The organism is Nocardia africana NBRC 100379 (genome assembly GCF_001612635.1).
GTDB lineage: Bacteria > Actinomycetota > Actinomycetes > Mycobacteriales > Mycobacteriaceae > Nocardia > Nocardia africana.
In genome coordinates, this window is sequence record NZ_BDAV01000021.1 from 119,401 (window position 1) to 131,039 (window position 11,639).

An 11,639-nucleotide genomic window follows, 5' to 3' on the forward strand; every position below is an offset into this window, starting at 1 on the left:
ATGCGGACCCCGGAACCGGCACCTACCGTTGACGTCATGACCAAGCCGAGGGCCGGGGACAGCAGCATCGGACACGAGGGAAGGTCGCCACGTGCACGGCGCGATATCCGCCGCCGGCTCGCGGTGCCGGTGCAGCGCTATGTCGCGATTCCCGTGGGCAGCCGGGTCGCACGCTACTTCGGCGGCCTCGCCGTTCTGGAGACGATCGGGCGGCGCAGCGGTCAGCCGCGGCGGACGCCGATCGGGGGCAGGCTTGTCGGTTCCTCCTACTGGTTCGTCTCGGAATTCGGGCGCGATTCGCAGTATGTGCGCAATATCATCGCGAATCCGAAGGTGCGCTTGCAGATTCGCGGCGTGTGGCGCGACGGGACGGCGGTCCTGCTCGACGACGACGATGCGCGGGCACGTCTGCGCACGCTGAATCGCCTCAACAGTTCGGTGGTGCGCACCGTCGGCTCGAATCTGCTGACGATCCGCATCGATCTGGACTGATCCGGACCGACGGGGGCGGACGATTCAGCGCTGTTTGCCTCGTGGTGGCTCGCCGCGCATCAGATCGGCGAGCGCCTCACGATCGGTGACATCGAGCTTCATACAGGCCCGATAGAGATGTCCCTCGACGGTGCGCACCGACACCGTCAGCCGATCGGCGATCTGCCGATTGCTGAGTCCGGCCGCGACCAGATTGGCGATTTCGCGTTCTCGCGCGGTGAGCGGAAGTGGTTGGGCCGATTGCCGAAGCGCCGGTGTGCTCGCGCCGCCGCAGGCCGCGGCCAGGCGATTGGCGGTCGCGGCGGATTCGAGCAATCGGCGCCGATCGCCGTGCCGCTCGTGCACCGAGGCGGCCTGCGCGGCGGCGTCGGCGGCCGAGAGCAGCGCGCCCATCCGCTCGAATTCCGCTGCGGCCGCATCCAATCCGGGCCCGTCCTGGGAGGCGACCGCCACGGCGTGGCGAGCCTGCACCTGTACCAGCGCGCCGTCGATCCGCGCCGCGATATCGGCGAGTCGCCCGGCGACGTTGCGGTCGCCGAAGCGGGCCGCGGTATGCAGGGCCATGGCCTCGATCGCATGCTGGTGGGAACGGGCCGCGGCGTCCGCGGCGCCGATCGCCAGCCGGACGGCCGGGGCGACGGTGCCTTCCGCGGCGGCCTGCCACGCGCGCGCGATCTCGAGCTGCGGTTCGTAGACCGCGCTGTGCCGGCCGCCGCGCAGCCGGGCCTCGGCGATCGTCTCGGCGGCCTCCGCCGCGCGCCCCAGGGCCGAATAGGCTTCGGCCAGACGGATTCTCGCCGGGAACATCCACGCGGCGGCACCCTCGGCGGTCAGCGCCGCGAGCGCCTGTTCGAGATTTTCGACGCCCTCCGGGAAGTGCCCCTGTGCCACGTCGACGGTGCCCTGCAGGATTTTCGACAGCCCCCAGGCCAGGTACTGTCCCGGCGCCGAATATCCGAAATAGCCGGAGGCGCAGCGGCGTGCGGCCTCCAATTCACCGGTGAAGGTGAGTGCCAGTACTTCCGCGTGCGCGGACATGAAGCGCGTCGGCCCGTCGACCTGCTCCTCGACCTGATGGCCGCGCAGGGTGTATTCGCGCGCGGCGGCGCTGCGTCCCATCAGCGCCAGTGCCAGACCGCCGCCGAACGATGCCCACCACACCGCCCAGGCCGGCGCGTCCGGTGTGGACATCACCGCCTCGGCGTCGGTGAAGGCCTCCTCCAAGCGGTTCTCGTTCACCTCGCACGCGGAAGCCAAGCCCTGCAACGTCAAGACGATCTTCGGATGCCGCACCCGGCTGCGGACCAGGGACAGCACCTCGTCGGCGCGGTCGGCATCGCCCATGGCCCACAACAGATTCGAGACGCGGGTGCTGCCCCAGCGGGCCAGCTGCACCTCGTTCAGCTGATCCGGATCGAAACTGGCCAGGGTGCGTTCGGCCTCGATGCGATGACCCTGCCACAGCAGTGCGCGCGCCAGCAGATCCGCCGACTCGACTCCGCCGCGGCGCTCCACGGCCGCCCGCGCGAACCGTTCGCCGAGGGGGATGTTCGCCAGCCCGATGGCATCGGCGGCGGCCGCCTCGAACAACTCCAGATCCGCGGATTTGTCACTGTCCAAGGCCAATTCGGCGAGCCGGATGCGATCGGAGGCGGATTTGATGGGCCGCTCGCGCAGCGACGAATACAACCGGCCCCGGAGCCGGCGGGCCGAGGCGATACCGAGCCGCCGCCGGATCACCTCGCCGAACAGCGGATGGTTGTAGCGCACCAGCAACTGGTGGCCGTTCTCGACGATCCGTATCACGCCGCGAGTTTCGGCCTGTTCGACCGCATCCTCGCCGGCCAGTTCGGCCAGCACGTCGAGATCGATGGGCTCGCAGAAGGTGAGCAGTTCCAGCACGCGCAGCACCGATTCCGGCAGCTGCTCGACGCGGTCCTCCAGCAGCGCCGCCAGTTCCGAGGTCACCGCCGCCCGCCCGCGCAGCTGCCATACCCCGTTGACCTGGCGCAGCGTGCCCGCCTCCAGCGCACCCTCCACGAGATGGCGCAGGAACAGGGCGTTGCCGCCCGAGGATTCCCACATCAGATTGGCGGTGAACCCCTCCAGCTGCCCGCCGAGCATGGATTCGACCAGTTCGACGCTCTGCGGTTCGGTGAACGGCGTGAGGTCGATCCGCAGCAGATGCCCGTCCTTCCACAGCGAGGTCACCGCGTCCGGTACCTGCACACCGCTGCGTACCGTGCAGATGATCCGCGCGGCCTTGTCGATGGCCAACTGCAGCAACAGTGTTGCCGACAGCTGATCGAGCAGGTGGGCGTCGTCCACGCCGATGATGGTGTCGCCGTCGGCCAGCAGCGCCTCCCGCGCGGCGGCCATGAACGTGACCGGGTCGTGTGCGGTGTACACACCGACCATATGCGCGAACACTCCGAGCGGAATGCTGCGTGCGGACTCGGTGCCCGCCACCCAGCGCACACTCCCGCCCACCGCGGCCGTCGCCTGCCGCGCGAGGGTCGTCTTCCCCACCCCCGCATCGCCGGTCAGGATCGCGCCGACGAATTCGGTGCCGGTCAACGCGGCGCGAATCGACTCCAATTCGCGACCGCGCTCGATCATCGGCCAGTTCCGAGCCATGAAATTACTGTAGTGCCTCGCGTATCAGGGCGGGACGCGGTGAAGACCGAACGGCCGCAACCTGATCCGGGGGAATACCGGCAGGTCGTGAAATCGCCCCGTGGAAGCGCGGATGCGGCGCGCCGGGAAAGCCCCGGTGGCGGCGCTCGCCACCGGGGCACCGGTTTCAGTTCGTCCAGACCTCGTCGATGGCGGTGGCCGCCGAGGGCGGCGGGGTGGGGGTGCCGCCCTGGGTGCGGGAGAAGCGCGGGGCCGGGGCGTGCTGGATCACGCCGTCGATCTCGACCAGGGATTCGCGGGCGGCGATATGGCCGTTCGCGGTGGCCTCGGTGAAGGTGAGGACCGGGGTGCAGCAGGCATCGGTGCCGTCGAAGATCGCGGCCCATTCGTCGCGGGTCTTCGTCTTGAACTTCTCCGCGAACAGTTTGCGCAGCTGATCCTGGCCGTTGGGGTCGATCTGCATCGGCAGGCCCTCGGGGTCGATCTCGAGACCCTTCAGGAATTCGGCGTAGAACTGCGGTTCGATGCAGCCGACGGCCATGTACTTGCCGTCGGAGGTCTCGTAGGTGTCGTAGAAGGCCATACCGGTGTCGAGCAGGTTGGTGCCGCGCTCGTCCGACCACAGGCCCATCCCGCGCATACCCCAGATCATGTGCGAGAGCGAGAGCGCACCGTCGATCATCGCGGCGTCGATCACCTGGCCCTTACCGGAGACCGACCGCTCCACCAGCGCGGAGAGCACACCCATCACCAGGAACATCGAGCCGCCGCCGAAGTCACCGACCATGTTCAGCGGCGGGACCGGGCGCTCACCCTTGCGGCCGATGGCGTTGAGCACGCCGGTGAGCGAGATGTAGTTGATGTCGTGGCCGGCACGGTCGGCGAGCGGGCCGTACTGTCCCCACCCGGTCATCCGTCCGTAGATCAGGCGCGGGTTGCGCTCGAGCGTGACGTCCGGGCCCAGGCCCATCCGCTCGGTGACACCGGGCCGGAAACCCTCCAGCAGCACGTCGGCCTTGTCGATCAGGCCGAGCACCTTCTCGATGTCGGCGGGATCCTTGAGATTCGCCTCCACGATGGTGCGTCCCCGCCACTGCGGCCGTTCCATGAATCCCGGCAGCTGGCCGGGACGCTGCACGCGCACCACATCGGCGCCCAGATCGGCCAGCAGCAGTGCCGCGTGCGGGCCGGGGCCGATTCCGGCCAGCTCGAGAACCTTGATGCCCGCGAGTGGGCCCTGTCCGGTGGTGGTGGATGAAGTGCTCACGCCCTACCTCGGTTCGTCGTCGATCCTGCGACCGGCGGCGCGCGCCGGTGTTGACACTACGACAATAAGCGGTGGATGTGACGCACGACATCCGGGTGCGGTGTAAGCGGCTATTCGATGATCCGCAGCGGCCGCGTCCGGTCCGGTGGCTGGTTGCGGTTCGGCGGCTGGGGCAGTTCGGAGCGGCGCAGCCGCAGCGTCGGCGGTTCGGCCCGCGGAATCGGGAGCGTCGGCACGGGATCCTCGGCCGAACGGACTTTCACCGGCAGCCGGTAGCAGGCGCGGGCGTTGTCCTCGAGCACCCGGTACATATCGGCGCCGACGGCCCGGCCGATGATCTCGATGTCGGCATCGCGGAACGGCCGCCCGGCCCGGTTGCCGGGCAGATCGGATCCGAACATCAGCGCACCGGGATTGACCGCGTGCACCCGCCGCATCGCCGATTCCACATCCATCGACACCCGCCCGAACCCGGAGGCTTTCACCCGGGCCCCGCGATCGACCAGATTGAGCAGATAGGGCAGGCATTCGTCCGACATGCCCATGTGGTCGATGCTCAGCGCCGGCAGTTTGGAGATGACCGGTTCCAGCGAGCCCAGCATGGACCCGTCGATGTAGAGCTCGGCGTGCCACCCGGCGAGTTCATAGGCGCGCACGGCCTGCATGGTCAGCGTGACGATGTCGACCGCGGCGCGCTTGAGGTTGAACCGGATCGCCCGCACCCCGGCCCGGTCCAGCTCGACGATCTGCTCGTCGGTGACGTCCGGGGGCAGATTGATCACGCCGACCCAGTTCGGCCCGAGTTCGGCCAGCGCGGCGACCATGAACGTGGAGTCGGTGCCCTGGAAGGACGCACTCACCACCGCACCACCGTCGACATCGAAGTGCGCCATGCGCTTTCGATAGTCGGCGATGGTGTAAGGCTCCGGCAGGTAGCCCTGATTCTCGACCAGCGGATACCGCGGGTCGATGATGTGAACGTGTGAATCGAACACGTGATCAGCATGCCTCAGGTCGGTGACGAATGCGGATCCGGCGTGGTGTTCAGACCTTGTGCGGCTCGCTCGCGCGCAGCATGTCCTCGCGTTCGACGACCTTGACCCGCTCGCGGCCCTCGGGCTCGCCGAGCGAGCGCTCGTGGGCGTCGAGGCGGTACCAGCCGGCCCAGGTGGTGAACGGAATGCCCTTGTCCTCGAGGAACTTCGTCACGGCCTCGGGATCGGGTTCGGCGGCCGGGGTGAAGGAGGCGGCGTCGTCGAGCAGGCAGGCGATGGTCTCGTTGGCATCGCCCTTGGTGTGGCCGATCAGGCCGACCGGGCCGCGCTTGATCCAGCCGGTGACGTAGGTCTGCGGCAGGTAGCGGGCGGCGCCGTCGGCGCCCTCGTCGACCAGGACGCGCCCGGCCTCGTTGGGCACGGTGCCGGCCTGGTCGTCGAACGGCAGCTGCGGGATGTTCTGCGACAGGTAGCCGACGGCACGGTACACGGCCTGGACGTCCCAGTCCTTGTAGGTTCCGGTGCCCTTGACGTTGCCGGTGCCGTCGAGGGTGGTGCGCTCGGTGCGCAGACCGACCACCTTGCCGTTCTCACCGATCAGCTCGGCCGGGGATTCGAAGAAGTGCAGGAACAGCTTGTGCGGGCGGTCGCCGACGTCGCGGATGGCCCACTGCTCGAGGGTGTTGCAGACCATGTCGACCTGCTTGGAGTGGCGGCGCGCGGCCTCCGAGCCCTCGTCGTAGTCGATGTCCTCGGGATCGACGATCACCTCGATGGTCGGCGAGTGGTCGAGTTCGCGCAGTTCCAGCGGGGTGAACTTGGCCTGAGCGGGACCGCGGCGGCCGAAGACGTGCACCTCGAGCGCCTTGTTGTTGCGCAGGCCCTCGTAGACGTTCGGCGGAATCTCGGTCGGCAGCAGTTCGTCGCCGGTCTTGGCGAGAACGCGTGCCACGTCGAGCGCCACGTTGCCCACGCCCAGGACGGCGACCTTCTCCGCGTCCAGCGGCCAGGTGCGCGGCACATCCGGGTGGCCGTCGTACCAGGAGACGAAATCGGCGGCGCCGTAGCTGCCGTCCAGATCGATACCCGGCACGCTCAAGGCGCGGTCGGCGTTGGCGCCGGTGGAGAAGATCACCGCGTCGTAGAAGCGACGCAGGTCCTCGAGGTCGATGTCGCTGCCGTAGTCGATATTGCCGAGCAGGCGGACCTGCGGCTTGTCGAGCACCTTGTGCAGCGCGGTGATGATGCCCTTGATGCGCGGGTGGTCGGGGGCGACACCGTAGCGAATCAGACCGAACGGGGCCGGCATGCGCTCGTAGAGGTCGATACTCGCCTCGACATCGGACTTCATCAGCGCGTCGGCGGCGTAGATTCCGGCCGGTCCGGCACCGACGATCGCGATGCGCAGTGGGCGGTCGCCCGCGCCGCTCTTCGTTCCAGCGTGTTCGGTCATTTCTACGCGCACCTTTTGGTCGAAAACTCTCGTCTTGTCAGCCGTCCTTCTTAGCTTAGGCTAAGTTGACGTACGGGCCGGGCACCTACCCGACTGCTCCGCCGATGCTGCCTCGTTGCCGCGCGGAGCTCTCCCGATCCGTGCACCGGATGTGGCCGGAGTTCTGGTGATTCTATCGGTGGCACACACCACCGCTATTCCCGGTATCCGCGCGAAAATGCGGGCGTGATCTTCGACACTTCGACCCGCCGAGGATGATGCGACGCATGAATGATCCGGCTACCTCGATCGATCAGCGCGACACCACGCGGTCGGCGAAGCCGTTCCTGATCGCCGCGGCCATCGCCGTGCTCGCGGTACTCGCCGTCGTGATCCTCGGAGTCACCCGCCCGGTTGAGAACAATCTCACAGATCCGGACCGCGTCGCCATCGCCGCGCGCAACTTCGCCACGGCGAGAAGCGATTCCGACGCCGACCGGCGCAAGACCACCGAATGCGCGGGCTTCGACGAGAAGAAGTCGCCGCTGGGCGCCGACTCGGCCGGCAAGAAGGCGGAGATCGCCGGAGTCGACGCGGTGCACATCGACGGCGACCACGCGACGGCCTCGGTGACCAGCCAGGTCGACGGCCGCAAGAGCGCGGCGAACTGGAATTTCAGCCGCGAGAACGGCACCTGGCTGGTGTGCGGCAACCCCTGAGCCGCCGCTGTCCATGTTTGACAATCGGGCCTGTGACCAGGCATTCTCGGTTCAGGTCATGAGTACCAGCGCCAAGCCCCGGCTCGCTGGTCGGCAACCCTCCTCCGCGGTGGGGTGCTCCGGGTGACGACCTGGCCGCGGTCCGACCGGACCCGGCAAGTGCGGATTCCGTAGGAGGTTCGACACATGAGCTACGCCGGTGACATCACGCCTGGGCAGGCGTGGGAGATGTTGCGCGACAATTCGGATGCGGTCCTGGTGGATGTGCGCACCGAGGCCGAATGGCGATTCGTCGGAGTGCCCGACACCACCTCGATCGAGCGGCCGACCGCCCTCATCGAATGGGTCGACGGCACCGGCGCGCCCAATCCCGTGTTCGTGGAGCAGTTGAAGCAGGTGCTGGCCGATCGCCCGGGCGACAGCGATGCCCCGGTGATCTTCCTGTGCCGGTCCGGACAGCGTTCGATCGGCGCGGCGACGGCGGCGACGGCGGCCGGCTTCGCGCCCTCCTACAACGTGCTCGAGGGTTTCGAGGGCCCGCTGGATGCCGAGGGGCATCGCGGCGGCGCCGGTTGGCGCGCGCTCGGCCTGCCGTGGCGGCAGTCGTGAGTGGATCTGTTGTGCGGCAATTCTTTTCGTGGAGGCAGTCATGATCACCGGCGGTGCATTCGATCGGCCGCTGCCCGAGGGCGTGGGACCGGCGACCCTGGGTGTGCGCGGCGGCCTGCGGCGCTCCGGGTTCGAGGAGACATCCGAGGCGCTGTATCTGTCGTCCGGATTCGTCTACGAGAGCGCCGAGGCGGCCGAGGCGGCCTTCACCGGCGATATCGAGCATTTCGTCTATTCGCGCTACGGCAATCCGACGGTCGCGATGTTCGAGGAGCGGATGCGGCTGCTCGAGGGCGCCGAGGCGTGCTTCGCCACCGCCAGCGGCATGTCCGCGGTGTTCACCGCACTGGCCGCGCTGCTCGGGCAGGGTGATCGGCTGGTGGCCGCGCGCAGCCTGTTCGGTTCCTGTTTCGTGGTGTGCAACGAGATTCTGCCGCGCTGGGGCGTGGAGACCGTCTTCGTCGACGGTGAGGATCTCGGCCAGTGGGAGCAGGCGCTCTCGCGGCCGACGGCCGCGGTGTTCTTCGAGACCCCGTCGAATCCGATGCAGACCCTCGTCGACGTGCGGCGGGTGAGCGAGCTGGCCCACGCCGCCGGCGCGAAGGTCGTGCTGGACAACGTCTTCGCGACGCCGCTGCTGCAGCGCAGCCTCGACCTCGGCGCCGATGTGGTGGTTTACTCGGGCACCAAGCACATCGACGGGCAGGGTCGCGTGCTCGGCGGTGCGATCCTCGGCACGAGCGACTACATCAACGGGCCGGTCAAGAATCTGATGCGCCACACCGGGCCGGCGCTGAGCCCGTTCAACGCCTGGACCCTGTTGAAGGGGCTCGAGACGATGCCGCTGCGGGTGCGGCAGTCGACGCAGTCCGCGCTGGCCGTCGCCGAGTTCCTGGAACGGCATCCGGGCGTGGCCTGGACGAAGTACCCGTTCCTCACCTCACATCCGCAGCACGAGCTGGCGACCTCGCAGATGTCCGGCGGCGGCACCGTGGTGACCTTCGAACTCGCGGCGGGCGCCGACGAGGGCAAGAAGCGGGCCTTCGAGGTGCTGAACCGGCTACGCATCGTCGATATCTCCAACAACCTCGGCGACGCCAAGTCCCTGATCACGCATCCGGCGACCACCACGCACCGCGCGATGGGGCCCGAAGGCCGTGCGGCCGTGGGGCTCACCGACGGGGTGCTGCGCATTTCGATCGGTCTCGAGGATGTGGAGGATCTGCTCGGTGATCTGGAGCAGGCGCTGAGCTGACCGTCGAAGCATTGACAGTATGCTGTCAACTATGACAGCATACTGTCATGACTCATACGGTTCATGTAGCGGTGTACGACACGTTCGCGGATTGGGAGCCGAGCTTCGTCACGGCCGGCATCAATCGCCCGCTGATGCAGCGCGAGCCGGGAAGCTGGCAGATTCGCACGGTCGGCGCCACCTCCACGCCGGTCACGTCGATGGGCGGGCTGCGCGTGGTTCCCGATCTCACCCTCGACCAGCTCTCCCCGGCCGACAGCGCGATGCTGATCCTGCCCGGCGCCGACACCTGGGAAGACGGGCAACTGGCGCCGTTCGCCCGGGCGGCAGAGGACTTCCTGACGGCCGGCGTGCCGGTGGCGGCGATCTGCGGCGCGACCTATGGCCTGGCGAAACAGGGCCTGCTCGATGCTCGTCCGCACACCGGCAATGCGGCGGACAATCTCGCCTCGACCGGATATGCGGGAGCGGGACACTATGTGGACGAACCGGCGGTGACCGATGGCGATCTGATCACCGCGAGCGGCATCGCGCCGATCGAGTTCGCACGCCATATCTTCGCGCGGCTGGATCTGTTCGCGCCGGCCGTGCTGGATGCGTGGTATCGGCTCTACGCGGACCGGGATCCGAGCGGGTTCTTCGCCCTGCAGGCCGCGGCGGGCGAGCCGGCATGAGCCGCGGTGACGCCGAACTGTTCTCCGCGGCGGCGATCACGACCTTCAAGTTGAACGGTCAATTCCTCACGATCGCAGAGGAATTGGCGAAACCGGCGGAGATCACGGCGGCCTGGTGGCAGGTGCTGGGGGCCGTGCTGCACGAACCGCTGCCCGTCTCCGGGATCGCGCGGGAGATGGGTATCACCCGCCAGAGTGTGCAGCGCATCGCAGACCTGCTGGTGGGCAAGGGATTAGCCGAATACCGGCCCAATCCGTCGCATCGCCGCGCGAAGCTGGTGGCGATCACGGACGCGGGCTCCGCCGCGATCCGCCGGATCACTCCGAACCATGCCGTCATGGCGAAACAGCTTGCGCGACAACTGGGTCCGCAGCGCTTCGCCGAAGTGGTGGACGCGCTGGGCGAGCTGTCGGCCGCGCTGGAAGCGCTGGAATCCGGGGATCGCGGTACACGTCCGGACTGAGGGACGCGGAAATGACCGTGCCGGCGCGGACGGTGCGCCGGCCGGACGTTTCCGCTCAGACCGCGAACGGATTCTCGGTGCGGCTCACCAGATCGGCCACCGAATCGATCACCAGCGTCGGCCGGTAGGGGAACTGTTCGACCGACGCCCGCGTGGAGATCCCCGAGGTCACCAGTACCGTGCGCATGCCCGCTTCGAGTCCGGCGATCACGTCGGTGTCCATCCGGTCGCCGATCATCACCGCCGACTGTGAATGCGCGCCGATCTGCCGCAGCGCCGAGCGCATCATCAGCGGATTCGGTTTCCCGACGTAGTAGGGGTCGCGTCCGGTGGCCCGGGTGATCAGCGCGGCCACCGAACCGGTCGCGGGCAGCACTCCTTCGCGGGAGGGCCCGGTCGGGTCGGGATTGGTGGCGATGAACCGGGCACCCCGCTCGACCAGCCGGATCGCGGTGGTGATCGCCTCGAACGAATAGGTCCGCGTCTCACCGAGGACGACGTAATCCGGATCGCTGTCGGTGAGTACATAACCGATCTCGTGCAGGGCGGTCGTCAACCCCGATTCGCCCACCACGTACGCCGTCCCGCCGGGACGCTGCTCGTTCAGGAAGGTGGCCGTCGCGGTCGCCGAGGTCCAGATCGAGGATGCCGGGATATCGAGCCCGATCCGGCGCAGGCGGGCCTGGAGATCGCGCGGGGTGCGGATGGAATTGTTGGTCAGGACCAGATACGGAATCTCACGCTCGGTCAGCTCCGTCAGGAACGCATCGGCGCCGGGAATGAGGTGGTCCTCGTGCACCAGCACGCCGTCCATATCGGTCAGGTAGGACAGAATCGGTTCACTGTCGGCAGTCACGTGCCAATTGTGGGCTATCGCCGGTGGTGATGTGACGTTCCGGTAGGTGCCTACGCGCGGCGGGCGCGGGATCCGCTCTGGTTATGGTCGAATGCGACCGCAGCTTGCCGCGCTGTGGAATGCCGGGACAGGAATTCGGGACACCCGTCCGGCGCTGCACTCGGTCGACGCGGTCGTCTCCCGCCCGGGAGACGGCCCAAGCACGCACGTGACGGCGAACAGGAGTGGCGCAGTGAGTG

General features: G+C 68.1%; 11 protein-coding genes and 1 riboswitch. Of the genes, 6 read left to right on the forward strand and 5 right to left on the reverse strand.

Annotated elements, in window-relative coordinates:
• The first annotated feature begins 36 nt into the window (after positions 1-36).
• Positions 37-492, forward strand: coding sequence for a nitroreductase/quinone reductase family protein (locus tag NA3_RS31350; protein WP_062967821.1), 456 nt, complete (start codon positions 37-39; stop codon positions 490-492).
• A 24-nt stretch (positions 493-516) separates the two neighbouring features.
• Here NA3_RS31350 and NA3_RS31355 read toward each other — a convergent pair whose 3' ends face one another.
• From NA3_RS31355 to NA3_RS31370, 4 genes are all read right to left on the reverse strand, one after another.
• Positions 517-3,129: a helix-turn-helix transcriptional regulator gene (locus tag NA3_RS31355; RefSeq protein ID WP_062967823.1), complete on the reverse strand. Its 2,613-nt coding sequence runs from the start codon at positions 3,127-3,129 to the stop codon at positions 517-519.
• 166 nt (positions 3,130-3,295) lie between these two features.
• The gene (locus tag NA3_RS31360) at positions 3,296-4,396 is read right to left on the reverse strand and encodes a CaiB/BaiF CoA transferase family protein (protein ID WP_062967825.1); all 1,101 of its coding nucleotides are present in this window, start codon (positions 4,394-4,396) and stop codon (positions 3,296-3,298) included.
• A gap of 110 nt (positions 4,397-4,506) precedes the next feature.
• Positions 4,507-5,391: an amidohydrolase family protein gene (locus NA3_RS31365; protein WP_062967826.1), complete on the reverse strand. Its 885-nt coding sequence runs from the start codon at positions 5,389-5,391 to the stop codon at positions 4,507-4,509.
• A gap of 49 nt (positions 5,392-5,440) precedes the next feature.
• Positions 5,441-6,844 (reverse strand): FAD-dependent oxidoreductase, encoded by a 1,404-nt coding sequence (locus NA3_RS31370; protein ID WP_062967827.1) that lies wholly within the window; start codon positions 6,842-6,844, stop codon positions 5,441-5,443.
• 266 nt (positions 6,845-7,110) lie between these two features.
• Here NA3_RS31370 and NA3_RS31375 point away from each other — a divergent pair, with 266 nt between their 5' ends.
• The 5 genes from NA3_RS31375 (at position 7,111) to NA3_RS31395 (ending at position 10,544) form a co-directional block, all read left to right on the forward strand.
• On the forward strand, positions 7,111-7,542 hold the full coding sequence (locus NA3_RS31375) for an Rv0361 family membrane protein (protein ID WP_062967828.1): 432 nt from the start codon (positions 7,111-7,113) through the stop codon (positions 7,540-7,542).
• A 54-nt stretch (positions 7,543-7,596) separates the two neighbouring features.
• A riboswitch (SAM riboswitch) is annotated at positions 7,597-7,710 on the forward strand.
• Positions 7,711-7,728: 18 nt separating this feature from the next.
• The gene (locus NA3_RS31380) at positions 7,729-8,151 is read left to right on the forward strand and encodes a rhodanese-like domain-containing protein (RefSeq protein WP_062967829.1); all 423 of its coding nucleotides are present in this window, start codon (positions 7,729-7,731) and stop codon (positions 8,149-8,151) included.
• A 40-nt stretch (positions 8,152-8,191) separates the two neighbouring features.
• A complete protein-coding gene (locus tag NA3_RS31385; protein WP_062967830.1) occupies positions 8,192-9,406 on the forward strand; it encodes an O-succinylhomoserine sulfhydrylase in 1,215 nt (404 codons plus the stop codon).
• A gap of 47 nt (positions 9,407-9,453) precedes the next feature.
• Complete coding sequence (locus NA3_RS31390) at positions 9,454-10,080, forward strand: type 1 glutamine amidotransferase family protein (protein WP_062967832.1); 627 nt, start codon at positions 9,454-9,456, stop codon at positions 10,078-10,080.
• Positions 10,077-10,544, forward strand: coding sequence for a MarR family winged helix-turn-helix transcriptional regulator (locus NA3_RS31395; protein ID WP_062967834.1), 468 nt, complete (start codon positions 10,077-10,079; stop codon positions 10,542-10,544). The genes NA3_RS31390 and NA3_RS31395 overlap by 4 nt, the downstream gene beginning before the upstream one ends.
• A gap of 55 nt (positions 10,545-10,599) precedes the next feature.
• Here NA3_RS31395 and NA3_RS31400 read toward each other — a convergent pair whose 3' ends face one another.
• Positions 10,600-11,358 carry an HAD-IIA family hydrolase gene (locus tag NA3_RS31400; protein WP_084492034.1) on the reverse strand — a complete coding sequence of 253 codons (759 nt, stop codon included), beginning with the start codon at positions 11,356-11,358 and terminating at the stop codon, positions 10,600-10,602.
• Positions 11,359-11,639: the final 281 nt, after the last annotated feature.

Bases quoted from the DNA above. Each gene is read 5' to 3' on its own strand.
- NA3_RS31350 (WP_062967821.1), top strand. From the start codon at position 37: ATGACCAAGCCGAGGGCCGGGGACAGCAGCATCGGACACGAGGGAAGG.
- NA3_RS31355 (WP_062967823.1), bottom strand. From the start codon at position 3,129: ATGGCTCGGAACTGGCCGATGATCGAGCGCGGTCGCGAATTGGAGTCG.
- NA3_RS31375 (WP_062967828.1), top strand. From the start codon at position 7,111: ATGAATGATCCGGCTACCTCGATCGATCAGCGCGACACCACGCGGTCG.
- NA3_RS31380 (WP_062967829.1), top strand. From the start codon at position 7,729: ATGAGCTACGCCGGTGACATCACGCCTGGGCAGGCGTGGGAGATGTTG.
- NA3_RS31400 (WP_084492034.1), bottom strand. From the start codon at position 11,358: ATGGACGGCGTGCTGGTGCACGAGGACCACCTCATTCCCGGCGCCGAT.
- NA3_RS31385 (WP_062967830.1), top strand. From the start codon at position 8,192: ATGATCACCGGCGGTGCATTCGATCGGCCGCTGCCCGAGGGCGTGGGA.
- NA3_RS31390 (WP_062967832.1), top strand. From the start codon at position 9,454: ATGACTCATACGGTTCATGTAGCGGTGTACGACACGTTCGCGGATTGG.
- NA3_RS31395 (WP_062967834.1), top strand. From the start codon at position 10,077: ATGAGCCGCGGTGACGCCGAACTGTTCTCCGCGGCGGCGATCACGACC.
- NA3_RS31370 (WP_062967827.1), bottom strand. From the start codon at position 6,844: ATGACCGAACACGCTGGAACGAAGAGCGGCGCGGGCGACCGCCCACTG.